Source organism: Cohnella sp. WQ 127256, assembly GCF_024519285.1.
Taxonomy (GTDB): domain Bacteria; phylum Bacillota; class Bacilli; order Paenibacillales; family Paenibacillaceae; genus Cohnella.
The window spans coordinates 132194-158779 of sequence record NZ_JAMZCY010000008.1; the positions used below are offsets into that span (position 1 = coordinate 132194).

Genomic DNA, 26586 nt, shown 5'->3' on the forward strand with positions numbered 1-26586 from the left:
AGGTGAATCAAGGTGAGTTACACGAAACGAATAATGAACAGCAGGGTTTGGATGTACTTGTGCGGGTACGCAATAGCATTGCTGATGGTTGCACCCTTGCTTTGGATGTTCATTTCCGCCTTCAAACAACCCGGTTCTACGGTTACAGTGCTCAGTAAGCTATTCTCTCCGCCGTTTACCCTAGATAGCTTTATTAAAGTTCTTAAGCCTGACGGAACGGCGATGATGTGGCGCTGGACCTTAAATAGTGTCATCGTTGGTGTTGTACAGACGGGGATTACCGTACTGTTCAGCTCTTGGGCAGCATTTGCTGTGTCCCGAATTGCTTTTAAAGGCAAGACGATCATTTTCGTGCTGATTTTAATCGGTATGATGGTGCCAGTAGAATCTATCGTCGTCCCCTTATTCGACATGGTCACGGACATGGGGTGGTCCAACAGCTATAATGCGCTCATCTGGCCGGGGATGATGCTTCCGCTCGCCTTCCTCATTCTTAAGCAATTTATTGATCAGTTACCGAACGAATTGCTGGAAGCCGCCAGAATTGATGGTGCAGGTGCATTTTTGATTTGGTGGAAAATGATTTGGCCTTTATCTCGCAGTTCAATGGCTGCTGTTAGCATCTTTATTTTCATCCAGTCGTGGAACAACTTACTTTGGCCTTTGCTTGTCGCACAGGAAACTTCGATGATGACATTACCTGTAGGGATACCAACGTTCCAAAGTATTTTTGCGACGGATCTGGCTGTGCCAATGGCATCGAACGTTCTTGCGAGTGTGCCGGCATTGCTCGTATTCCTACTGTTCCAGCGGCACATTATCAAAGGTATCTCTATGACAGGTATCAAGTAACGGGGGAGAAACATGAGAGAGAAACAAAATTTAAACGGTTCATGGAATTTTCAAATAGATCGCAAGGGGCAGGGTGAAAGAGAAGCATGGTATGCCGAACAATTAGCGGAATCTCGCCAAGTTGAGGTACCCCATATTTGGCAAAGAGAAGAAGATTACGTTCATTACTGTGGGGCAGCTTGGTACGAAAAGCATTTCATAGGGGATGAAATCCCAGCTGAGAGCAGCCAGTATATTTGTTTCGGCGCAGTCGATTTTCAAGCGAGAGTATGGCTAAATGGTATTTATATCGGAGAGCATGAGGGTGGATTTACACCATTTGAGTTTGATGTTACTAGAGTCATCATTCCAGGGGGATCGAACCGCCTCACTGTCAGGGTATATGATCCACAAGATAACGCGGAAATTCCGATCGGTAAGCAAGGCAGCTGGTATACGAGGATCAGTGGAATTTGGCAAGAAGTGTTCTTGGAATTACGTTCTAATCGTTACATTAAGCATGTCCATATCACGCCCAAAATTGATGATGAGCTCATTAAGGTTGATGTAACTCTTTGTGGTCAGATGACTGACTTGCTAGTTGTTAAATATCTAGTTACGGATCACCTGAACACGGAGAACACGATTGCATTGATTAGAGGTACCGTGACGAGCGACCAGGTCCAACAGGAAATTAAAATCAACGATGCAATCCTGTGGTCTCCGAGCATTCCTCATCTCTACGATATTGTCGTACAGATTAAAGACAGCCACAGCGATGTGATCATCGATGAATATAGCACTTCCTTTGGGATGAGGCAGATTGATTTCGCTGATGGGCAACTATTCCTAAACCATCAACCTCTCTATGTTCGCGGGGCTTTAGATCAAGCTTTTTATCCCGATACAATCTATGTCGCACCTTCGGACGAGTGGATACAGAATGAAATTCGGCTAGCCCAAGAGATGGGCTTTAACCTATTGCGGAAGCATATTAAAATCGAAATCCCTCGTTACCTATATTGGGCAGATCGAATGGGAATGCTCATTTGGGCAGAACCGCCTAATGTGGTGAAATGGTCGGCACAGAGCAGACAGAGATTCCACGCCGAGCTTCTAGGCATGATCGAGCGGGACTTTAACCATCCCTCCATTCTGATGTGGTCCTTGTACAATGAGGAGTGGGGCTTGGAATGGGACTTAGCAAATGACGTCGTGAAGCAAGACCATGTAAAGGCGATGTATGACGAGATCAAGCAGATCGACCCGACTCGTTTAATCTGTGATAATTCCGGCTGGATCCATGTTAAGACGGATATTAACGATCACCATCGTTATTTTGTTCTACCTGAGCAAATTGAAGAGTGGAAGCTGGACATCGATCAATACTTAGTCGGAAATCCGGAGGCCAATTACGTCAAGGGGTATGCACCACTAGGCGAGCCTATTATCGTATCCGAGTTCGGGGTATGGGGGCTGCCAAGTGTTGAAAAATTATTAGAGCACTACAAGGGTGAGCCATCGTGGTTTGCGAACTTGGGTGATGATACTCATCGCGAAGACTTCAAGATGCCTAACAATGCAATAGAGAAGTTTAGTAAGTATCAGCTGGATCGGATATTCGGCAATATGGAAAATCTGGCTGTTCATTCTCAACGGAGAATGTATCGTGCCGTCAAGTCTCTTATTGAAGAGATGCGCAAGCGTCCGCAAATTAATGGATATGTCGTTACGGAATTTACGGACATTGAGTGGGAAACAAACGGTTGGTTAGATTACACGAGAAAAATGAAATACGGCATGGAGCATGCTTCGGACTTTAACGGAAGTCTCATCGTAATGGCGGATCGGGTCAATCGAAATGTCTGGAGTGGGGAAATGCAAGCTTGGGACATCATCGTGTCCAATGATGATCTTCGACTGCTCCAAGGTGTAGTGAATTGGGAAATCCCAGGTACAGATGTATCCGGGAGTATCGTGCTTAACGAAGGGAACCAAACCTTCGTGAAACTACCGGAAGCTATCTTGTTTACAGTACCGACGGTTGCCTCTTCCTCCTTTTATACTTTGAAGCTTACCCTTGTCTTAGATGGATTAATCGTGGCTAGGAACGAGGAAGAGCTAACGATTTCTCCACGACAGAAAGCGACTATTCCGGTGACCGTATGCCCTTATCGGATGGGAGAGAATTTCTGTACCACTCTTGAAGAGAACGGTATGGTATTAACTAAAAATATCCCATCGGCAGAAGTTGTAATTACATCCGTACTGGATGAAGCTGTGCTTGAGTATTATAGAAACGGCGGTCATGTCGTGTTTCTGGCGGAAGAAGGAGATCATCTTTCGGACAAAGGGCAATTCACTTTCCGTGAGCTCGTACAAGGTGAAAGCTGGGATCGAACATCCTCATTTAACTATGTCGATCCAACCTTCTTCGATGGAATCCCGCTGCTTCATGAAATGGGATGGGAGATGGAAGGACTTTACCCGAAATACATCATTCCATTTAGTAATTATAATAAGCTTGGCGGAACGATGGGCCGGGTTGTCTATATGTTCGGTAACGAGAACATTACGGAAACAAGCGAGATTATCTCGGGTTATTTCCAAGGGTGGATCGGACAAGCAGGTGGATCTCTACTCGTTCAGAGAAGTGCTCAAGGGAGTCTGACTTTGACAACTTGGCAGTTGAAAAATAGCTATGGCTCGCATCCGATTGCAACGCAATTGATTCATTCCTTGATTTTGAATTGTAGGGCAGATATCTAATACTCGCTCAAATAATGCTAAGAAGCCTCAACCTCACTTTCTCCTTAAAGTAAGGTTGAGGCTTCTTTCTTGAGACGTGAAGTTCAAATTCTATAGTAAAAATCCGATATCGTATTGACATTAAACGATTAGAATGATAAATAATAATAAGTATTGGCACTCACTGTTTAAGAGTGCTAAAATCTAATGATACAACTTCAATTGGCTTGATATATCGAAAGGAGAATGATTTTCATGGCAAAGAAACAGTTCAAAGCAGAATCTAAGAGATTGCTCGAGATGATGATTAACTCCATCTATACCCAGAAGGAGATTTTCCTGAGAGAGCTCATTTCCAACGCAAGTGATGCTGTAGACAAAATCTACTACAAGGCATTAACGGATGATCAATTGGTATTTAATAAAGAAGATTATTATATTAAAGTGACTGCAGATAAGGCAGCTCGTACGTTGACGATTACCGATACAGGGATCGGGATGACGAAGGAAGACCTGGAGAATAACCTCGGGATTATTGCCAAGAGCGGCTCTCTTGCGTTCAAGAAAGAGAACGAAGCTCAAGACGGTCATAATATCATTGGTCAATTTGGGGTCGGCTTCTATTCGGCATTCATGGTAGCGGACGATATTACGGTAATCAGTAAAGCGCTAGGCAGTGATGAGGCTTACAAGTGGGAATCCACAGGAGCTGACGGTTACACCATCGAGCCTTGTGAGAAAGACACTGTAGGTACTGAAATTACTTTGAAGATTAAAGAGAGCAATGAAGAGGAGCAATACGAGGAGTTTCTTGAGCAATATCGTCTGAAGGCGATCATCAAGAAATATTCGGACTTCATCCGCTATCCAATTAAGATGGATATTACAGGCAAGCGACCAGTAGAAGGTAGCGAAGAGGAGTTCGAGGACTATTCCGATGAGCAAACCGTAAACAGCATGGTCCCAATCTGGCGCAAAAATAAAAATGAGCTGACGGATGCGGATTACGAAAATTTCTACACAGAAAAGCGCTATGGCTTTGATAAACCCCTTAAGCATATCCATATTAGCGTTGACGGTGCAGTGAGATATCAAGCGATTCTGTATATCCCTGAGAATACGCCATTCGACTTCTACACGAAGGAATACGAGAAAGGGCTCGAGCTATACTCTAACGGCGTATTGATCATGGATAAGTGCTCTGACCTACTCCCAGACTACTTCGGCTTCGTGAAGGGCATGGTTGACTCTGAGGATCTATCTCTTAACATCTCGAGGGAGCTACTGCAGCATGATCGTCAGTTAAAGCTAATCGCGAAAAATATACAAAGCAAAATCAAAGGTCAGCTGCAAGGCCTTCTCAAGGATGAAAGAGAGAAGTACGAGAGCTTCTACAAAGCTTTCGGCAGACAGCTGAAGTTTGGAGTATACAACGATTACGGCATGAACAAGGATGTTCTGCAAGACTTGCTCATGTTCTACTCCTCTAAGGAGAAGAAGGTTGTAACGTTGGACGAATATATTGCGAGAATGCCTGAGGATCAGAAGTATATCTACTATGCTTCCGGCGAATCCATCGAGAGAATTGAGAAGCTGCCACAGACAGAGATGGTATCCGATAAAGGCTATGAAATTCTCTACTTTACCGATGATATCGACGAGTTCGCGATCAAATCGATCATGAGCTACAAAGAGAAGGAATTCAAATCCGTATCAAGCGGAGATTTGGGCATCGAGCCGGACGCTAAGGATGAGCAGACGGAAGCGGAAGAAAACGAGAGCAAGGATCTTTTCGCAGCGATGTCGGAGTTCTTGTCGGGTAAAGTGAAGAGCGTTAGAGCTTCCAAGAGATTGAAGAGCCATCCGGTATGTCTATCAACGGAAGGCGAAGTTACAATCGAAATGGAGAAAATATTGAAGGCTATGCCTAACGGTCAGGATATTAAAGCCGATAAGGTGCTTGAGATCAACGTGAATCATGCGGTGTTCCAGTCGCTGAAGGATGCTCATGAGAAGGACAAGGAAAAGCTAAATCTCTATACGAGCCTACTGTACAATCAAGCGTTGCTGATCGAAGGCTTGCCGGTTGGTGATCCTGTAGAATTCACTAACGACATTTGTAAGGTTATGGTGTAATTCATTGCACATTGTATAAACAGGTTACACTAGAAACTCAAGCCCGCTGGGGCTTGAGTTTTTTTGAGTCGTGCGAGACAAACGATTGCAACAAGACTTTCAAAAGAGTTAATATGGCTTATAAGTTACAAAGAATATAAGGCGGCTAGAGAGGGAGTAAGGATATGACAATCGAACAAGGCACCAAAGAAAATCCATGGAAGCTGAAAACCCCACCGCAATCTTCAGAATATGAAATGTACAAAGGTGAGAAGGACGGGAAAGCCATCATCGTGTGTACAGTAGGGAAAACAGTTCTGCATTATGATTATCGCTGCCTTGCTGATCTGCACTCCATGCTTAAGGAGCATGGGGACTGGATGGAGCTCGGTAGTGCAGACGAACAGAAGCCTGCTAAAGAGGGGACTGTCGAGGCATGGGGGCGTTCGCCAGATAATCCGGCAGGTGGCTGGTATGGCTTGAAAAAAGGATTTCGCGGAAGATTCGGGATGTATATCCCACCGTTGATGGAAGAGTTAGGACTTGCGGAAGTCGAGCATAATCCAAGGAATAACCGGATGAGAGCGATTTAACAGGAGCCGGAGCATGACCAACTGTCCTAATAAAAATAGCGATGAGACGTCTCTTTATTGACCGTCTCATCGCTATTTTTTTTATATTTAAGTTCCGTATCTCCGCTCCGCCAAGGCACTTTTATGGCCTTCGCACCCGGCCAACTCAAATTCTCGCTCCGCCAAGGCACTTTTATGGCCTTCGCACCAAGCCAACTCAAAATCTCGCTTCGCCAAGGCACTTTTATGGCCTTCGCACCAAGCCAACTCAAAATCTCGCTCCGCCAAGGCACTTAAATGGCTTTCGCACCCGGCCAACTCAAAATCTCGCTCTGCCAAGGCACTTATTTTACAAGTGAAGTTGCATGCGGGTGTGGAACACCTAAGTAGCAACGATGTAAAGCATTAATTCCGATTAAAGCATCAATTCCAGCCATTGCTCCTTCGTCACCGGACCGCAATAGAAGGGCAGGTCGATATCATCGAGTAGCGCACTTAACGCTGCAGCCTCATAGCGGACGCCAACGAACTTAGCCGCTAATTCGCTGCTGTCACCCCGACCGAAGAAGTCTCCATAGATCGTTGCTCCCGCAATTACGCCTTCTTCTACTTGCAATCGGACATCGAACGTGCCTACTCCTTCGATCCGCTTCGTCTGACGCACGTTAAACGTAGGCGAACGTCCGTAGTTCCATTCCCAGCTCCGATAACGTTCATCCGCTAGCTTGTGTACACTTGCCCAATCTTGTTCGCTCAATTCATAGTAAGGAATTTCGTTCTCACCCTCGAAGAGGGAGGTGAGCAGGCTTTGCTTGAATTGCTCGATGGTCATCGGTTTAGCTAGAAATTCCGTAATGTTCGCAACTCTGCTGCGAATAGACTTGGTAGCCTTGGACACATACTTCTCTGCGTTTGCCTTCAGTGCAGAAACGATGTTCTCCATCTCCGAGTCAAATAAGAGCGTGCCATGGCTAAACATTTTCCCTCTTGTGGAAAATTGGGCATTGCCAGATATTTTACGTTCGCCGACTTGAAGATCGTTACGCCCAGTTAATTCCGCCTCAACACCAAGCTTGCGAAGTGCTTCGACGACAGGTGCAGTGAATTTCTTGAAGTTATGGAACGACTGTCCGTCATCCTTCATAATGAAGCTGAAATTCAGATTACCGAGATCGTGGTAGACCGCGCCACCGCCCGAAAGCCTGCGGACGATGTGAATCCCATTCTGCTCCACGTATTCTGCGTTGATTTCTTCGACAGTGTTCTGGTTCTTACCAATGATAATCGACGGCTCATTGATGTAGAACAATAAGTAATCGTCATTGTCGGGCAGAGAACGCAACACGTATTCTTCTAATGCCAAATTAAGCGACGGGTCGGTTATGTTATTGTTGCTGATGAAACGCATGTATTTTCCCTCCGGAGTGCATGTTGACTTGTGAGAGGATTAACCCACATGCTCTTATATTACATCGCAACCAGGGGCCTGTCACTTTACAGCTAATAAAAACAAATGATAGTCACAGACGCTGATTTAGCTATTTACATCTAATCCATATTTACATAACTTCTGTCCATTTACGTTATTGAATTCCCATGTCCTTAGCCTTAGCATTCACTTCTTCGATCATTCTATCGAGTCCCTTTGCCTTATACCCATTGATGATATCCTGCCAGATGACCTCTACGGGAAGTTTACTGATCATCACTCTGACCATGTCGTCGCTATCGAAAATCGTGAAGCTATCTTTAGTCGGGGTGGACATTTTCGTTAATCGAATGTCGAAATCCTGTTTGCTTGTCATTTTCAAAGAATAATCAATCAATTCCCGTTGGGCTGCGTGAGCGGCAGGAGAAATACCCGCGAATTCGGGATTTAGCTTAAACATACCATCCCAATGCAGCAGATTAGCAAGCGATGAGAAGGGCTTGTACTTCGTTAAAACGCTCTGTGAAGGATCGAAAACCGTAATTTTACCATCGCTTTTGGTGTAATCGACGTCCTTCAAACCGAAGCGTCTCATTTCCAGAAACTCGGGTGAGTTCATGTAGTTGAACAATTGCAGAATCCGTTCCATTTTCTTGTCATCGACTTTAGAGGAAATGTAGCTTTCGGACCAGAAGGTTCGAAAAATAGGATGATACCGGTTCCCGTCCATAGCTTTCAACGGCTTCAGAATTTTGACTTTATCGTAAAACGCATTTTCAGCGGGATGCAGCTTCAACCATCGTTCTTTGTAAATGCTGATGTCGACCGCCTGCATCGAACCTCCTGCCGTAATTAACGCGGCCGCTTGCCCCTGGGCGAATTTATCTCTTCCCATATCCCCTCGCGTGACCGGTAGATCAGGATCAATCAAGCCCGAAGTGTAGAAATCTCTAAGCAATTTCAAAGATTCGATCGAGTTTTTGGAGAAAACCGCGGGAATATACTTGCCGTCTTCTTTAATCCATTTGAAGTCGCTTCCGCTTCCATCGCTCGTTGCCGCCGGAGAACTGTACAGCCAGAACAACCCGCCGAGCAATAAATTTCCCACGCTAGTTAAACCAGTAATATGCTTGTTCTCGGGATCGTTGTCGACGATCGCTTTGAGCAGCGCCCTGAATTCTTCCCACGTTTCGGGCTCTTTCGTTATGCCTGCTTGCTGAGCAAGATCCCATCTGTAGATGACAATTCGATCCAATAGATTATAGTCAGTGCTGTCATACGTTTGGCGCGGTATAAAATAAAGCTTGTCGTCGTCCTTAAGGTCCTGCAGATCGGGAAAATTCAAATACTGTTCGAGGTAAGGATAAGCGGACAGATCACTCGGTAATGCTTGGATCACACCGCGATCCCGCCAATTCCGGTAGTATTGGGAATTCACCGCATCCACGGAGAATATATCGGGAAGCTGGCCCGATGAAGCCCACATCTGAATTTGCTGCACGTAGTTGGCTACCGCAATAGGTACGGGTTTGATCGTAATGTTAAGCTTCTTCTCCAGCTCTTCAACTAACGGATCATCGTTCGTCATATTTTCTGCTAGATCCCATAACGCCACTGATATTTCCATGTGCTCGGATTGCGTTGGCATTCCTTTCGGATTTAGCGCTTTGGTCGTTTGGTCCTGGCGAGGCACGGACACGGAACGGCTGCAGCTTAGCGTCATGGAGGTGAACGATATGATGAGTAGGACAGAAGGGAGAAGTCTTTTTATCAGTCTTATCACGGTCGCTCCTCCAGACGTTGCTTAAGGTGAGCCTTGCCGCCTACCCCGTTTTTATCTTTATTCCGATATTGCTTAGGCGTTTGCTGCGTGTGTCTTTTGAACGTTCTTATGAAGTAAAAATAATCCCTAAACCCGATGTTTTCCGCGATCTCGCCAATGGAGAGTCCTGTGGTTTGGAGTAAGCTTTTGGCTTCCTGCAAGCGTACTTTCGTTACATACTCCGTGAACGTCACTTCCAATTCCCGCTTGAACAGTTGACTGAGATAGTTGGGGTTCAGATAGAAGCTTTTCGATATGCTCTGGATGGAAATATCGCTTTTGTAGTTCTCGTTAATAAATTTTAGCACTTCTCTTAAGCTGGCATTGTTCGTCTTATTTTCCGTTTGTTCCTCTTCGGGCTTGTCGCAATCGACCAGGAATTCCTTCAAGTTCTCGATCATCGACTCGAAGCTATGGAACAAGTGATAGAGCTGCTCTCTACTGAAAATATAATCCTCTTCCGGCGTATTCGAAGGGTCTGTCGAAGCATGAAAATACACCAAGTTATAGATTTTAAGCGCATGAAGCACGCTTAGGCAAGGTCGATTAGCAGCAGTGAGCATCTCATCGAGCGTTGTCCGCATGAGTTGAGGGTCCTTCTTGGCGATTGCTTTTTCGAGCTGCTTCAGCATTTGACTCGCTCTAATTTCATTGGATTGTTCCAGATCAACGAAGAAATCCTTGCGACCATGAATGAAGAAATCCCAGGCTTTAAGGGTGGCCTTCTCCATGCCTTTGACGATGCCGCTCATACTGCGTTCCGCCTGCGCGATGCCTATTCCCAGAATTCCTTCGGGAATAGGGAGGACCACCGAGCTGGGAACGGCATCTCGGTTAAGGCATTGAACGATATAGCTGCTTTTTGCGCTCCCAATATGGATCGCGACAAATCTCGTATTCTCGTTAAAGATCAGTCTTCCTTTACCAAGAGTAACGACGACATGAAGGTTTTCTGCCGTTATCCCTTCTTCGGACAATATTTTCTTGAATGCCGATTGGGTTTCCTCGGTCGGAATTTCTTCAATTAACTCAAGCAGATGACCCTCGCGCTTGTGTTTGATTTCTTCAATGGCTTTCGCGGCCGTCTGGAGCAGCGTCTCGATTTCATAATCGTCGAACGGCTTGAGGCAATATCCTAATACACCGTAATTCAATGATTTCTGCACATAAGCGAATTCGGCATAACCGCTGATCACGATAATTTGAACGGTACTATCCAGTTCCTTAATTTTCTTAATTAACTCTAATCCGGAGATTCCCGGCATCCGAATATCCGTGAAGACGACTTGAGGCTTTAAATCCTTAACCATCTGCAGAGCTTTGACTCCGTTATTGGCCTTCCCTATGACGTAGAAGCCCGACTTCTTCCAGTCAATTCCGGCTTCAAGGCTTTTAATGACCAGGTTTTCATCGTCGACTAGCAGTACTTTATGCATGAAAGTCACCTCCCGGCAAAATGAAGTCTCTAGGCATGGATAACGTAATACAGGTTCCTTTACCGAAGGTGCTCTCGAACTTGAGACCGAAAGCGGGACCGAAGGCTAACCTAAGCCGATTGTGCACGTTTAGTATTCCGATGCTCCCCTTCTCGGTAAGGTAGCTGTCATTACGGCTTGTTGGGGAGGCCTCGTTCATTAACAAGCTTTGAATGACCGCCAGCTTCTCGCTGTCCACACCGGTTCCATCGTCCGTAATCTTGAGAACTAACGTATTTTCTTCAACGATTTCTCCGCGTATCGTCAGCATTCCTTTGGTCTCCTTGGGCTCAAGCCCGTGGAAAATGGCATTCTCTACGATCGGTTGCAAAATCATCTTCATTACCGGAACGGATAAGGCTTCCTTCGTGAAATCGTAGCTCACATCGAAACGTCCTTCGAAACGAATCAGTTGCAGAAATACATAAGATTTCACGGCATTTAGCTCTTGCTCGAGCGTGACATACCCGGATCCCTTGATACTGTAATGGAACAGCTTTCCAAGAGCTTTGGTCATATCTACGATCTTGTCAACTCCGACCTCAAGCGCGACTCCTTTAATGGACTCCAATGTATTGTACAAGAAGTGAGGATTGATCTGGCTGCGGAGGTAGGCCGATGCCGCCTTTTCCTTCGCGATCTCGGCTTCGAGAAGATGAGTGGTCGTCTCTACTAGCTTGTGGGTCAGAATATTAATTTCACCCAGCATCCCATTTAGCTTCTCCGCTACGACGGTCATTTCCACGTTTCCTTCAAGCTGCAGATTCTTCTTTAAATCCCGAATGTCACCGGACTTAATGCTGTTGATGAATCTCACGAGGATCTGAATCGGATGGAGAATATTATTGACGATCATCGCGAAAGGCAATGCCATAAAAATTAGCGCCAGTATGACGATGAGTATGCTTCTCGTGCGAACGGACGCCAGATCGGCAAGAAGCGCTTCTTCCGGGACGAAGCTGAGCACGGAAGCTTGAATCTGATCCAGCTGCTGAATTTGAACGGCGCCTTTGACGCCTCCAATGAAATCCGTCAATCGCTGCTTGTTATCCGGATTGTGGCTTAAAGCGCTAATGCTTCGCGCGATATCTGGGGAGTTGGCATCCGGAAAAACTTCCCCATAGCGGTCTATCATATAGAAACCTACGCCCGGTTGCGTATTGGAAGTATCGTTGTCGAAATACATGGATGCTACGTCGGCAATGACGGCGATGTATCCGATTTTGATCCCGTCGGTTCCATCATTCATATTGTTCGAGTACATATTCTGAGCGAATACCATGCTGGTCAATAAGTTGTTGCTATAACTGAACTCTTGGAATCCGCTGACATACACCGTCGAGCTTTCCTTAATTTCCTTCTCCAGCAGTTGAACGTAATCGATCCCCCCGTTGAGGCTGTACCTTGTACCGTTCGTTGCGATAAGGACGATATCTACGAAACCTTTCCTGCCAGCTTTAAGAGAAATAATCTTTCGGTCTAAATCCTTTGCCATTTCGTAAGAGAGACTCGTATCGTTCTGTACCATGAATTTCTGAACGGTAGGATCATATCCAAGGTTGAGCATGATCTGACTGATCTCATCGACCTTCTGAGAGATTCCGAGTTTGAATTTCCGAATCGTATCTTCCGAATATTGATTGTTGTTCTTAATGACGATCTTGGAGGTCTGGGAGTACAGGGAGTAAATAATCGCTAGCATGATGACCATGATACATGTAACCGCTATCAATATTTGCGTTTTGATGCGTAGCTTCTTCAATAGGCCCATTAGAGAATCCCCCGTCTGAACAGTAAGGGACATAGCTTTTACTGTACCCTAGTCGTGTGATTACATTATAGCATCTTCATTTTTGACGTAGGGACTCTAGAACATAAACCTAACTTTTATCCATTTTTATATAACTGGAGAACATACTTTAGGTCCGTTTCTTTGCCTATACTCAAACTTGCATTCAAACCAATCGCAGGGGGAATATATCCGTGAACAAGAAAACAAAGTCATTCGGATCTTTATTACTCGCAGTTATGTTAACGCTTTCGGTATTGGCGGGTTGCAGTAAATCAAACAATGCTGAACCGTCTGCGGCATCTAGTACGTCACCAAGCGCGTCACCTTCCGAGACGGTGGCTGCTAACGCAAGTGAAGGTGCTTCGGCAGAAGCCTCTGGTCTTGAAGGCAAAGTTGTTTTCTGGTCTATGTGGAGCAATACGGAGCCTCAGGCCAAAGTGATCGACGAAGCCGTGGCTGACTTTAAGTCCGCCAATCCTAAGGTGGAAGTAGAAGTAAAATATAATGGACGCGATATTAACAAACTGATTAAACCTGCCTTGGAAAGCGGGGAGCAGATCGACATCTTCGAACAAGATCCGGGAGCAGCTCTTGCCAATCTGAAGGATCACGTGCTTAAGCTAGATGAGCTACTCGACCAGCAGTCCATCGGTACCGATGGGAAGTCAGTTAAGGATTCTATTATCCCGTCACTGATAGAATGGGTAAAATCTCTATCCGCTCAAGCAGGTCTGGAGGAAGGATACTATGCGATCCCTCAGCAACCGTACGCGGTTCTGTTCTTCTATAACAAAGCGCTGTTCAATAAAGCGGGCATCACTGGAGTACCTACATCATGGGAAGAGTTTCTTGCCGCTTGCGAGAAGCTTAAGCAAGCTGGTATTGAGCCCATCACATTCGACGATGCTTACCGCAGTTTATTTATCGGGGGTTACCTGGGCAGCGCAATGGGCAGCGATTGGACGGATAGTCTAGTCAAGGACAAAACCGGCGATATGTGGAAGGATCCAATGGTACTACAATTCGCGAACGATATTCAGAATTTGAAACAGAAAGATTACTTTTCTAAGAAGATCGCAGGGAATAAGTATCCAGCAGGACAACAGTATTTGGCTCTAGGCAATGCGGCTATGTACTTGAATGGCACTTGGCTACCTAATGAAATTGCCGAAACGGCTGGACCTGACTTTCAGTGGGGCTCCTTCCAGTTCCCAACTGTGCCGAATGGCAATGACAAGGGGGGGCAACAAGGGCTTACCTTTGGTGCTCAGGGACTTCTCATGAACAAGAACAGCAAGAATATTCCGGCTGCCTTCGAGCTTGTTAAGTTTTTGGTTAGCAAGAAAGCACAAGAAGGAATGGCTACTCAGGCCGTAGCGATTCCGGCCACCGTTGACACTAAGTGGCCAGCTCCATTAGAGGAAGCGGCAGTGGCTTTCAATAATGCGAAGTTAAATATGCCATGGGGCGCTGGAATTGAGAACGGTGCTGACTTCTCTTCAGGAACGGTTATTCCTGTATTCATGGAATTGGCAACAGGAAAAATAAATGCCGAGCAGTATGTCGCTAAAATGGCTGCGGCAGCCAAAAAGTTCTACTCAGGTAAATAATCGATTATCTCTTTTGTCTGAGTGCGGCGGATAAGTTGACTGCTGCACTCAGATTTTAGGTTTGGAGTCGGATGTGGAGTAAATGATCAGGAGGTGTCGTCATGAGGCTCAGTAAATCGATTATCGCATTATTTTTATTACCCGCAGTTCTAATCTATCTTGCCATCTTCCTTTATCCAACCCTGAGAACGTTGGCCATGAGTTTCTACGATATTCCTTCCTTGTCGAGCAAGATTAACGAGTGGGAATTCAAAGGTATACAGAACTATTCGGATCTGATTCATAACTCGTATTTTATTGAATCGGTAAGGAATGTACTAGGGATATGGGCCATTGGTGGAGTGTTGATTTTTGTTTTCGCTTTTCTGTTTGCCATCATTTTAACTTCGGATGTCCGGGGAAAAAACTTCTGGAGATCGCTTATCTTTCTACCGAATACCGTATCCGCTGTCGTGTTATCGGTTGTGTGGCTGCAATATATTTTCAATTCTGATTATGGCTTATTAACTACGGTATTTAATCGCCTTGGCCTAACGGCGCTTGCCAATATACAGTGGACAGACAATGAACATATTTACTTCTCGATGATCATCGCATTCAGCTTCGGTTCCATTGGATATTTCATGCTAATCCTGAATGCTGGAATAAATAGAATCCCATCCGACTATTACGAAGCCGCCACGCTTGACGGGGCGAGCGTATGGGTTAAGTTTTTCAAAATCACATTGCCACTATTACGCGATGTTTTTCGTACGACCCTTGTTCTATGGACGATAACGGCATTTAACTTCTTCGTATGGTCGGCAACCTTCGGGCTGGATGACCCACACACGGTAACGCCTGGCTTCTATATGTATCAGAAGGTGTTTGGCAAGGGAACTAGCGTGTATTCAGAGGAAGTATTCAACGTCGGGGCGGGTGCAAGTGTCGGTATCCTGATTACGGTAGCTATTCTGATCGTAACCGCGCTCATCAATCGATTATTCCCGAAAGACCGTTTAGAATATTAAGCAGGAGGGAACGTCATGCGCAATTCCAAATTCATGCAGCGAAAGAATCTATGGCCCGCTTATATTCCACTTGTGGCATGGCTTATATTTTCTGTCGTATTATTTGGATGGGTCATCCTAGCATCCTTGAGTACGACAAGAGAAATATTCACGAACTCGCTAATCGGCAGTGGGCCTAAATTTGCTAATTACATTGAATTATTCAAAAGTCAGGCAATGGGGCGCTACTTTATGAATAGCGTGATCTATACCTTTGCGTCCTGCATAGGCATCGTTGTCGTTGCCGCTCCCGCAGCTTACATCTTGGGTCGAGTGCAATTCAGGGGCCGGGTTCTTGTGAATGCGATGTTCGTATCGGCGCTTGCCATACCCAGCCTGTTAATTTCCATTCCACTGTTTTCGCTCTTCGTTGAAATGAAGCTTACAGGATCGATTGCGACTTTGATTCTGATCTACATCTTTACGAACGTGCCTTTCGGCGTGTTTTTTTTAACGAGCTTCTTTTCCTCTATTCCTAAGGAGTTTGAGGAATCCGCAGCAATGGATGGATGTGGCCCGATCAAAGCATTTATTCAGATCATATTGCCTGTGGCTCAGCCCGGACTGATCACCTTATCTATCTTTAATTTCTTAGGGGTATGGAATGAATACTTCTATGCTCTCATCTTCGCTAACGATTCAAGCACTCGCACTTTGGCATTAGCCCTTCAGTCAATTGTATACGGTTACTCCAACACGGGGAATTATGGTGGAATATTCGCAGCCTGTATGATTGTTTTCCTGCCGAGCTTTATCGTCTATTTATTCGTATCGAAGAGGATTATCTCAGGGATGACGATCGGGGCTGTAAAGGGATAACACAACAAGGAGATGAAGCGAATGCAAGTATATAGGTCAACATTAATACTAGAAGGCACAACGCTAGAAGGAGAAAATCCTCTTCCTATGTTCAGGAACAGAAACAAAAACAGGGAAGTCATAGACAACGGAAGCTTCTCTCCAGAGCTCAAGAAGGATATGGGTGCAAACACGGGAGAAAGATATTTGCCGTACCGTATTCAAGATAGATATACAAGGGAACGCGAAACTATAGAGCTTCAAACGATTACGCTGGAAAATGAGAACTTAATAGCTGTATTTCTGCCGGATTACGGTGGGAGATTATATTCGCTTAAGGACAAGAGGACGGATAGGGATATCTTGTATAAGAACCCTGTGATGCAGCCTGCAAATTTGGCGATTCTTAATGCCTGGTTCTCGGGAGGGGTAGAGTGGAATATCGGGCATGTGGGACACACGTTTACGACCTGTTCTCCCGTTCATGCCGCTAAACTTAGCGATGATAAGGGAAATGAATTTTTAAGAATATATGAATATGAGCGTTGTAAAAACCTGTTCTGGCACATCGACTTTCATCTGCCTCAAGGAGCAGAGCAACTGCAAATCTATGTACGCATTATCAATGATAATCAGAACCCGATACCGATGTATTGGTGGACGAATATCGCGGTAGAGGAAACTCCAAAGTCAAGAGTGTTCTCATCCACCAGTGAAGCAATCTATATCGATCCTGGGCTTAAGGGGTACGGGGTCGGTCACTTGCCTTATTTGCCTTCCGTACTTGATGCAGACGCTACCTATCCGATGGAATTCCCTTTTTCGAGCGAGTATTTTTTCCAAACTCCCGCATCCTGTAAATCCCCATGGGAAGCGGTTGCCTATGAGGATGGAAGACTATTCTTTGAACGTTCAACCTCCTTGCTGCAATATCGGAAAATGTTCTGCTGGGGTAATCATGCGGGAGGGAGACGCTGGTGCGATTTCCTGGCGAAGCCCGGTGAAGGAAACTATATTGAGGTGCAGGGTGGGTTTGCTCCGACTCAGCTTCACGACATCGAAATGCCGGCGAATACGGTGTGGGACTTCACGCAGATGATAGGTGTAACCTATGTGGACACGAACTTAGCCTATGAGAGCAATTGGGAATCCGCGAAGGGATATATCGAACAACATATCGACAGTCGTATTCATGGGGATGAGGTTTATGCGATTCATGAGAGATTGCAGTCCCTTGCCGATCGGGCACCGGAATGTTTGTTGCATACCGGATCAGGTTGGGGAGCATTGGAGAGATTGCGGAGGGAGCAGGAGGAGGGCAGAACAACTCCAGCAGGCTTCGTGTTTATAGACGAGAGTATGGAAGGACCACAGCAGCCATGGATAGTGCTGCTACGGGAAGGACATTTTCCGGAAAGCGGGGTCAATGAAATTCCGGCATCGTGGATGGTACAGGAGGAATGGATGAATAGGGTTGAGAGCAGCCTTACGATTTCGGAGGACAATCGTTCTTGGTCAGCGCTTATGCATTATGGTGTCATGCTCTATGAGAAGGGCTTGGAGGAAGAGGCCATTGCTGCTTGGGAAAATTCTCTTAAGCTTCAACCCTCAGCTTGGGTTTATCGTAACCTCGCCGAGGTGATGAAGATTAGAGGAGAGACAAATAAAGCGCTGGCTCTTCTAGAACAAGCTTACCTCGTATCGAATAGTTTCCCAGATCGGGCATTTGCGGAAGAGTATCTCAACTTATTAATTCAGAATAAAGAGTTTGAGAAAGCTTGGTTCATCTATGAGTCATTACCCGCAGACTTCGCCAAAGGCGAGAGAATCCAGATTATCGTAGGAGCAGCGGCTCTTCATCTGGACAATCATGCCTTTATGAATAAGCTGTTTAACGCGGAATTTGCAGTTATTCGCGAAGGGGAGATATTAATTATTGAGCTTTGGTATAAGTATAATGCTAAGAAGCTTGCCAATGAGAGGAATATACCTCTAGCCCAGGAGCTGATCGACGAGGCTACCCTCAAATTCCCACCACCGAGCAATATTGATTTTCGGATGATTGGGTCATAGAATGTTTGTATTTCTATCTGCTCGTGTTTAGAGGATCAGGTTCTGATAAGATAAGAGATATCGTTATTTTATAAGGAGCCTAGAATGAACAATCTTCTGATCACCGGTTACCGAGCCCATGAGCTTGGTATTTACGATCAAAAACATAAAGGAATTGCCTATATCCATAAAGCGATCACATCTAAGCTCATTCCACTCATTGAGGATGGGCTGGAATGGGTCATCACTCCCGGACAATACGGCGTTGATCTGTGGGCTTGCGAAGCGGTCATCGCCTTGAAGAAGCAGTATCCGCAATTGAAGTTGTCGATCATCACGGCCTTTCTTAATCAGGAGGAGAAGTGGAAGGAGGACAAGAAGGAATATTATGAGGGGATTTTACGAGAGGTTGATTATTACGGTGCGGTAAGCAAGCAGCCGTATATTGGCCCTTGGCAATTTGCGGCAAGGGATGATCTTCTATTGAGGAAAACGGACGGCATTCTCTTGGTCTATGATGAAGATGCAGGTGAGGGAAGCCCGAAGTTTATGAAAGAGAAGGCATTACGGAAAAATGCAGTAGATGGATATGAGTACATCGGGATAAGCGCGGAGGATATTCAGAGCATGGCGAACGAGGAGAGCTTTGATACTTTCTTCGAATGATCTCTTGTCGTCCCTTGTAAAGCAGACATCTTCAACACTATGATCATGGATAAAAAATCGCCAGAAACAATTGGCGGTTTTTTTATTCTTTTTAAAGGTGAATGAAGTTGACAAAATGTTGGTAAATCATTATCATCTAATTTAACAATTGACTAATTAGACATTTATCTAATCTATATTTGGGAAGGATGATCATGAACCGATGCAATTGGAGAAGGTGGTCGCCTATCATAAGGCACTTGCCGACCCGACAAGAATCAAGATTCTGATCCTGCTAGCGGGAGGCGAATTGAACGGCCAAGTTCTTGCGGAGAAGCTAGCGGTAACGCCAGCGACGATTACGCACCATGCGATGAAGCTGCGGGAGGCTAGTCTGATCAATGAAAGACGGGATAAGAACACGATCTATTTTACGCTGAATGACTATTTCATTAAGAGCAACGCTGCGGCAACGGAAAAATTAATCTATCGGGGAGTTCACTCCGAAGGAGATGATGGGATCATGAACGACGATTGCGAACGGACTAGGGAATCGATCATCCGGAATTTCTTTACCTCGCAAGGAAAATTAAAGCATCTGCCAGCTCAGTTGAAGAAAAAGTTAATCGTGCTCGAGCATATCGTTTCTAATCTAGAGAAGGGGAGAAAGTATACCGAGAAGGAGATCAACGAGTTCGTTAAGAGCTTCCACGAGGATTTTGCGACCATTCGGAGAGAGTTCATCATGCATCAATTCATGTACCGAGAAGAGTCTGTATACGAACTGAATCCACCAGAAATGTGGACTAAGTGGCACCAGTTATCTTGAACGATTGAAGAGATTTTTTGTATGCCATAATAGCCTCGTCCCTCAGTAGAGGAGACGGGGCTATTCCATTTCCTTGTGCAAATAGTAATAAAACACCGCGTATTCATGAAATTGAACATCGTTTCGAATGTCAGACACTCCTATGATTAAGGATAGATACGATCACGCATTTGGATTATAATAACAAAAAATGGGTGTGGGACGGATGGTTCAACATGTTCAGATGGCTTTCACGGATGAATTTGATCCAGAAATTAATCGTGTTTATTATTTTTCTTATCGTCATTCCGATCTTGCTCGCTTATTGGGTCGTCTCTGTTAAAGTAGCAGAGATTACCGAGGACCAAATGGGCGATACTCTGTTTCAATTGGTCAAAACGAGCCATTTGACCTTGGATCGAGATATTACCTCGGTTGATGGCACGACGGAGAAGCTGATGGTCACACCCGAAACACAACTGATGTTCGATACGACCGAGCTAAATGAGTACGATCGGCTGCAGAAATATCTCGTTCTAGATAAGCTGCTTACAGGCTACTCTAAGAACGACATTAATTTTGCGGTATTTATTCCAAAGATTCTTGATGATTATCCTTTCGCACCTCCTTCAGATGTTAAGCCGAACGGGGTTTTTTTCGCATGCGATACTTCTTCATCTAGTTGGTTCCAGGATGCACTCAATGCAAGGGGCACTGGCATTATCCGAATTATGAACCAACTCGGGAATAACCCGAAAGGAATAAAGACGGCTGCTTATATTCGAAGCATGAACAATGATCTAGATGACCGAAAGCCCAGCGGCGTGATCGTCATGACGGGATTGGATCTGCTTCTTCAGAAGGATTTAGAATCGCTTAAGATTCCTAAGGACGGTCAGATTGTCTTGTTAAATAAAGCAAATGGAGTGCTTGCGAACACAGCGGGACTTGACATCGGCTCTGTTTTCAAGCTTCCTCAGGACATTTTCCGTGCTTCCGACGGTGTATTCATTGATCGCAAGGGAAGCGATTCATCGCTATATGCCATTCATAGAAGCGTTAATAGCGACACGAAGCTGCTGTTCAAGATCCCAATCAGCTCCATCATTGGGGAACACGAAGCTGTGCGGCAGCTTGTCAACTATTTGATGATCGTGTATTTCTGCGTTCTGTTAAGCGCGAGCATTTATTTTTTTAGACATATTCTGAGTCCTCTCTCCAGATTGGCTAGGCTGAGTCGATCGTTTGAACCAGGAAGACCGCTCACGAATGAGTACAAGGTGAATCGTCGGGATGAGATAGGCCTACTTAATAATGCTTTTATTGAGATGACCAAGAGGCTCAATCAGACGATACATGATAAGTACGACCTGGAGCTAAAGCATAAGGAAGCTGAGTTGACGATTCTTCATTCCCAGATCAATCCGCATTTGCTCTATAACACACTGGAATCGATCTTCTGGCGTACGACAATCGAGGGCAACACGGAATCGGCCGAGATGATTCGAGATCTGTCCCTGTTAATGCGTATCGGTTTAAGTCGCGGGAAAACCTTAATCCCAATTGCGGAAGAGATCAATCATATCGAAGCTTATTTGAGATTGCAGTTGAAGCGAAACAATTATTCCTTCACAACCCATTGGGATATTGATGACGATGCAAAGCTATTTCTTATTCCGAAGGTCGTATTACAGCCGTTAGTTGAAAATGCGATCATTCATGGTATTCGGAAAATGGACAATGAAGGACAACTATGGATATCGATTAAAACCAAGGAACAAGAGGTACATATTACGATCGAGGATAATGGGTACAGAACCGTAGATATCGACAAGCTGAACGATATCGTGAACGGAATCCGTACCGAGGAAGGATTTGGCATACAGAACGTCAACAAGAGGATTAAGCTCCATTTTGGGGAGAGCTTTGGTTTAGTTTTTGAGCAACGAACAGGGAAAGGAACGAAGGTGCTCATGACCATTCCGGCTACAGTAGAAGACCACTCCATCGTATAGGAGAGCAGGGGGGATCCGCATGTATCAAGTTCTGGTTGTTGATGATGAACAGATGATTTGTATGGGTGTCGCCACCGTATTAATGAATGCGAACATTGGTATCACTGAAATATTCATTGCGAATAACGGCTTCGAAGCACTCGATTATATTCGCCTAGAGAAAATTGACCTGATCATAACGGACATCCAGATGGACTTAATGAGTGGGATTGAGCTCATTGAAACCATATTTACGGAAAATCCAATGGTTCCTATCATCGTCTTATCCGCGCACGGAGAGTTTGAATACGCACAGAAAGCGTTACGCTTCGGGGTGAAGGAATACATCGTGAAGCCGGTTATTCCCGCGGAGCTTATTCGGGCGGTTCAATCTTTCTTGACGGAACGGGATACGCAGCAGCGATCTTTAACGGATACGACCTTTAATCAGAAGTTCGTTTTTGAGGAAATGGCATCCAAGCGAAATCATATCCTGAGTGAGCTTGTGTCGGAGGGAATTGCGGACGATGAGGTTGATGAAATTTTCACCTATTTGGGCCGTAGGTTCGATGGTCCCTATTACTGCATGCTTGTAATCGAGCTTAATTTCTTAAATGCGGGTCTGTTTGAATCAGAGATTCGTTCCTTCCGAGATCGGAGCCTCCTAAGATATGCTGCACTGAATGTCGTTGAGGAAACATTAAATCGCTGGGATAGCCTCATTTTCTACAGTGGAAGCCATTCGATATCGGTCGTCCTACAGTTTACGCAGGAGGAAATGGATAGCCCGACAAGACTGAATGAACAGACGATGATCGCTCAGTTGCTGCACAATAATTTAAGTAAATTCATTCGACTAAGAAGCATAGTCGGAATTAGTCATATTCAGGAAGGCATACCGAGCTGGGTTGCTCTGTTCAAGGAGGCCAATGAGGCTATCCGATGGAGCGGTGTTCATATCGACCACAATGTTTTCTATATAGGAGATTTCGGCAAGCATGAGAAGCTTCCTTCCGCTGGGGGCATTCCCTTCTCGAAGCAAATTATTGATGATAATAATTCATTTATCCTTAGCGCGATTCAATACATCGATGATAATTACCGTCAAAAAGGGTTGAAACTGCAGGAGATCGCAGGGTCGATCTGTTTAAGTCCTAATTATTTAAGTTATTTATTCAAGAAAATAGTCGGGATGAACTTATGGGATTACGTGACGAAGCTGAGAATGGAGGAGGCTAAACGTCTGCTTCTAACGACGGATATGCGAAGATACGAGATCTCGGACGAGATCGGCTACGAATCTCCAGAGCATTTTAGCAAAATTTTCAAGAAGCATTTCGGTGTCAATCCATCGGAAATTAAAAACTAAATTGAAAATTACCAATCATAATTTATCCCTTCTCAAACGATATATCACACATCGACGTGGGATATATCGGGGTTTTATGATAAAAATGTAAAACATAAACGAAACGAGAGGGGTAGTTTTGAAAATGAAAAAGAGCTTACTAATCAGTATGCTGGTATTCGTCATTGTGCTGGCTGGATGCGCAAGCGGTAACAAAAATGGGGACAACAGCCCGGGATCAGCATCGCCTTCTGCGTCTTCTCCAGTGGAGAGCAGCAGCACACCGGAAGCAACACCTTCTCCAGCCATTGCAGAGCCTGTTAGCATTATTGCTTACGCTTTTCCTGCGGATAAAACAGAGGAAAACGCAACCCTGAATGCAAAGATCAAGCGCTTCGAAGATAAAAATCCGAATGTCACGATTACACCTAAATATTGGAAATACGAAAACACGGAAATTGCTATCAAGATGGCGTCCAACAGTGCGCAAACAGAATTCACCACATGGGCAACAGAAGCTAATCTACTGTCAGGTAAGAAATGGATCATCGATCTAACTGAAAATCTAGCGAATTGGCCTTATGCAAAGGATTTGAATGAGTTTGCACTCGCACCTTTCGTTATCGAAGGTAAAACATATGGTATTCCGATCGATGCTTACGGGATGACGATTACGATCAACAAGAAGCTGTTCGAACAGAAAGGGGTTCCACTTCCTCCACTTGATTGGACATGGGACGAATTGATCGAAGCGGCGAAAGCTGTCAACGATCCGGCTAAAGGGATTGCGGGCTTCATTCCGATGGGCAAGGGTACGGAAGCGGGATGGAACTGGACGAATTTCCTTTACGCTGCAGGAGGAGAGGTTCAAACCGTAGCGGACGGCAAAGTAACGGCAACGTTTAACTCAGAGTCGGGACTGAAGGCTCTGCAATTTTATAAGGATCTGAAGGATGCTAACGTGATTCCGAAAAACTGGGCACTTGGGTACGGTGACGCCTTGACGTTATTCAACCAAGGACGCGGCGCGATGGTTATGTGTGGAAGCGGTAATGCCTTGGATGGCGCCATTAACCAAGGGGGTATCAATAAAGACGACGTGCTGCTCTACCCGATTCCTTCGATGACCAAAGGCGGTAAGCATACCGGCGTTGCAGGCGGTAATTATAAAGTTATTAATGGATTAGCTACGAAGGAACAGCAAAAAGCGGCATTTGATTTCGTTGTTGACGAGTATTTCACTGATGCGTATCTGGATTCGATAGACGCACAAATCACTTCACAGAAAGCTAAAAACCAAGTTTATGTTCCACAGCTTATCAACTACTGGAATGATAGCTCGGATTACGGAAAAAAATACGAAGAAATACTGGCTAAGCATGATAACGTATATCAATATTCTCCAGACCTAAGCAAGCTGATGGAATCCAAGCCTGAAGCAACCTATGAAACACAAGCTTACTACGGCGAAATGGCTAACGCCATTCAGAAGGTATTCACAAGCAAAGGCGACTTGGATCTGCAGAAGATTCTAGATGATACTGCAGCCAAACTCCAAAAGAGCTCTTTCGACAAAGTCAAAATAGAGTAGGAATTGAGATGACGAGAGGGGTCTATGCTGAAACTTAGTATAGACCCTGATTCATACACGGGGAGTGATACAGATGGAGCTGCAGTTGGATTCTCCGATCGCAAAACCGGGCTTGCGCAGACGAACCCGATGGTATTTCTGGGGGCTGTTATTCCTAATACCAGAGATCGTAATCTTTTTTATTTTTCTATGGGTGCCGATTGCTAAAGGCGTGGCTTACAGCTTCTATAACGTAGATTTCGTTAGCGGTAACTCCTTCGTTGGCTTGCAAAATTACAGCGAGGTGCTGAGCAACCCCGATTTCTATACCGCAATCAAGAATACGCTTGTATATATGGGGTTAGCGCTACTGATTGGCTTCTGGGTACCGATTGCAATGGCTATCGCAGTGTCCGAGCTAAAATGGTTTCAAGGACCAGCCCGTATTGTAGGCTATCTGCCCAGCATTATTCCAGCAATTGTGCTATATGGGATGTGGCAATGGTTCTATGATCCAGTGGGCCCAATCAATACGTTCCTGAATTTCATAGGCTTAGAAAGCTTCGACTTCTATAGCAAAGAGCATGCGGTATTTTCCTTGATCATCTTGGAAACATGGCAAAACTTCGGGAGTGCAACGCTGATTTATATTGCGGGTTTGGCTGCAATTCCAAGAGATTTATACGAAGCATCTGAGCTAGACGGGGCGGGGGTATGGGCACGTATTCGTTATGTAACGCTTCCGAGCCTGAAGAATCTGATTTTACTGCTTCTCGTGCTGCAAGTGATTGCGACTTCTCAGGCATTCCAATCCCAGCTCCTTATGTTTGGAGGCGGGCCGGACAATGCTACGTTGACTTATCTACTTCTAACGACAAGAGAGGCTTTCACCTACTTCAACTTCGGCAAGGCTAGTGCGATGGGAGTCATCATGTTCGTCGTTCTGGTTCTATTCTCTATCCTGACGATCAAGATCAGAAAGGGAGGCGAAGAAGCTTGAAGTCAGCCCAAGAACGCGCGATTATGTCGCGCTACGACTTCCGTAAATCCGGCGTGAAGGTCGTGTACGCTTTTATGGTGGCGTGCATTGTACTGATCTCGCTTTCGATGTTATATCCGTTCGTCAACACGTTCCTAAACTCACTGAAATCGACACAGGAGTTTTTCGCCTTCCCCGCGCCGTTCTTCCCAAGCAAATTTCTGTGGGGGAACTATAAGGAATCGTTGACCTATCTTAATATCGGCTTACATTTCAAGAATACAATCCTGATTTTTGCGGGCAATACCTTTTTCTCTCTAACTTTTCTCGGTCTGGCGGCGTTCAGCTTGTCGCATCTGAGGGTGCCAATCAAGAAGTGGATCACGTTGTATTTCCTGTCCACCTTGCTCATTCCTGCAGCCTCGTACTTGATTCCGAACTTCTTGAACCTCAAGGATTTGGGTTTGTTGAATAGTTATTGGGCGTATTGGCTTCCGGCTGGGGCGAATGCATTCTATCTGTTGCTGTTGAAAAATTTCTTCGACGGGATTCATAAGGAGCTATTCGAGTCGGCGAGGATAGACGGGGCATCAGAATTTCGATGCTTTCTTGGCATCGCAGTACCGCTGTCCGCTCCGATCTTAATTACGCTTGTCCTGCTCGGATTTTCTACCACATGGAACGACTTCTATTGGTCAAGCTTGGTTATGCAAGAAGACAAGCTTCCGCTGGCAGGTGCGATCTATACGAAGATTATCTATCCTGGCTCGACGATTAATTGGAATGTAAGATTCGCTATTCTCAGTATGACATTGCTTCCACCGTTAGCTCTATTTCTATTTTTCCAGAAGTACATTATAAGCGGTTTGAGCCTAGGGGCAGTCAAAGGCTAGGAAGCGGAAAATCGTTCTTCGACAAAACATCCTAAATACGGGATGTTTTTTCGTTG

At 45.1% G+C, this 26586-nt stretch carries 20 protein-coding genes; 15 read left to right on the top strand and 5 right to left on the bottom strand.

The annotated features are described in order from the left end of the window. Positions 1-12 precede the first annotated feature (12 nt). From M1K58_RS22195 to M1K58_RS22210, 4 genes are all read left to right on the top strand, one after another. Positions 13-852, top strand: a complete 840-nt coding sequence (locus M1K58_RS22195) for a carbohydrate ABC transporter permease (RefSeq protein WP_256761075.1) — start codon at positions 13-15, stop codon at positions 850-852. 12 nt (positions 853-864) lie between these two features. Next, positions 865-3600, top strand: a complete 2736-nt coding sequence (locus M1K58_RS22200; RefSeq protein WP_256761076.1) for a glycoside hydrolase family 2 protein — start codon at positions 865-867, stop codon at positions 3598-3600. 234 nt (positions 3601-3834) lie between these two features. After that, a complete protein-coding gene (gene htpG / locus M1K58_RS22205; protein ID WP_256761077.1) occupies positions 3835-5715 on the top strand; it encodes a molecular chaperone HtpG in 1881 nt (626 codons plus the stop codon). A 164-nt stretch (positions 5716-5879) separates the two neighbouring features. Then, positions 5880-6287 carry a DUF6855 family protein gene (locus M1K58_RS22210; RefSeq protein ID WP_256761078.1) on the top strand — a complete coding sequence of 136 codons (408 nt, stop codon included), beginning with the start codon at positions 5880-5882 and terminating at the stop codon, positions 6285-6287. Positions 6288-6313: 26 nt separating this feature from the next. Here M1K58_RS22210 and M1K58_RS22215 read toward each other — a convergent pair whose 3' ends face one another. The 5 genes from M1K58_RS22215 to M1K58_RS22235 all read right to left on the bottom strand — a co-directional run bounded on the left by M1K58_RS22215 (position 6314) and on the right by M1K58_RS22235 (position 12763). Next, complete coding sequence (locus M1K58_RS22215) at positions 6314-6538, bottom strand: hypothetical protein (RefSeq protein WP_256761079.1); 225 nt, start codon at positions 6536-6538, stop codon at positions 6314-6316. Between the two features lie 143 nt (positions 6539-6681). Next, positions 6682-7674, bottom strand: coding sequence for a lipoate--protein ligase (gene lplA, locus M1K58_RS22220; protein ID WP_256761080.1), 993 nt, complete (start codon positions 7672-7674; stop codon positions 6682-6684). Between the two features lie 175 nt (positions 7675-7849). Beyond that, a complete protein-coding gene (locus M1K58_RS22225) occupies positions 7850-9478 on the bottom strand; it encodes an extracellular solute-binding protein (protein WP_256761081.1) in 1629 nt (542 codons plus the stop codon). Beyond that, positions 9475-10953, bottom strand: a complete 1479-nt coding sequence (locus tag M1K58_RS22230; protein WP_256761082.1) for a response regulator transcription factor — start codon at positions 10951-10953, stop codon at positions 9475-9477. Before M1K58_RS22230 ends, M1K58_RS22225 begins: the two co-directional genes overlap by 4 nt. Continuing rightward, positions 10946-12763, bottom strand: coding sequence for a sensor histidine kinase (locus tag M1K58_RS22235; RefSeq protein ID WP_256761083.1), 1818 nt, complete (start codon positions 12761-12763; stop codon positions 10946-10948). Before M1K58_RS22235 ends, M1K58_RS22230 begins: the two co-directional genes overlap by 8 nt. Positions 12764-12975: 212 nt before the next feature. Between M1K58_RS22235 and M1K58_RS22240 the strand changes: the two genes are divergently transcribed. The 11 genes from M1K58_RS22240 (at position 12976) to M1K58_RS22290 (ending at position 26530) form a co-directional block, all read left to right on the top strand. Then, on the top strand, positions 12976-14394 hold the full coding sequence (locus M1K58_RS22240) for an ABC transporter substrate-binding protein (RefSeq protein ID WP_256761084.1): 1419 nt from the start codon (positions 12976-12978) through the stop codon (positions 14392-14394). Between the two features lie 101 nt (positions 14395-14495). Next, positions 14496-15404 carry a carbohydrate ABC transporter permease gene (locus M1K58_RS22245; protein WP_256761085.1) on the top strand — a complete coding sequence of 303 codons (909 nt, stop codon included), beginning with the start codon at positions 14496-14498 and terminating at the stop codon, positions 15402-15404. Between the two features lie 15 nt (positions 15405-15419). Further along, positions 15420-16262, top strand: coding sequence for a carbohydrate ABC transporter permease (locus M1K58_RS22250; protein ID WP_256761086.1), 843 nt, complete (start codon positions 15420-15422; stop codon positions 16260-16262). A gap of 21 nt (positions 16263-16283) precedes the next feature. Continuing rightward, complete coding sequence (locus M1K58_RS22255; protein WP_256761087.1) at positions 16284-18314, top strand: DUF5107 domain-containing protein; 2031 nt, start codon at positions 16284-16286, stop codon at positions 18312-18314. An 84-nt stretch (positions 18315-18398) separates the two neighbouring features. Further along, positions 18399-18959 carry an SLOG family protein gene (locus M1K58_RS22260; RefSeq protein WP_256761088.1) on the top strand — a complete coding sequence of 187 codons (561 nt, stop codon included), beginning with the start codon at positions 18399-18401 and terminating at the stop codon, positions 18957-18959. A 202-nt stretch (positions 18960-19161) separates the two neighbouring features. Continuing rightward, the gene (locus M1K58_RS22265) at positions 19162-19767 is read left to right on the top strand and encodes a DUF2087 domain-containing protein (protein ID WP_256761089.1); all 606 of its coding nucleotides are present in this window, start codon (positions 19162-19164) and stop codon (positions 19765-19767) included. A 215-nt stretch (positions 19768-19982) separates the two neighbouring features. Next, positions 19983-21761 (top strand): cache domain-containing sensor histidine kinase, encoded by a 1779-nt coding sequence (locus M1K58_RS22270; protein ID WP_256761090.1) that lies wholly within the window; start codon positions 19983-19985, stop codon positions 21759-21761. 19 nt (positions 21762-21780) lie between these two features. Beyond that, positions 21781-23109 (top strand): response regulator, encoded by a 1329-nt coding sequence (locus M1K58_RS22275; protein WP_256761091.1) that lies wholly within the window; start codon positions 21781-21783, stop codon positions 23107-23109. A 124-nt stretch (positions 23110-23233) separates the two neighbouring features. Continuing rightward, positions 23234-24679 carry an ABC transporter substrate-binding protein gene (locus M1K58_RS22280; protein ID WP_256761092.1) on the top strand — a complete coding sequence of 482 codons (1446 nt, stop codon included), beginning with the start codon at positions 23234-23236 and terminating at the stop codon, positions 24677-24679. Between the two features lie 73 nt (positions 24680-24752). Next, on the top strand, positions 24753-25658 hold the full coding sequence (locus M1K58_RS22285) for a carbohydrate ABC transporter permease (protein WP_256761093.1): 906 nt from the start codon (positions 24753-24755) through the stop codon (positions 25656-25658). Continuing rightward, on the top strand, positions 25655-26530 hold the full coding sequence (locus M1K58_RS22290; protein WP_306220634.1) for a carbohydrate ABC transporter permease: 876 nt from the start codon (positions 25655-25657) through the stop codon (positions 26528-26530). Before M1K58_RS22285 ends, M1K58_RS22290 begins: the two co-directional genes overlap by 4 nt. Positions 26531-26586 lie beyond the last annotated feature (56 nt).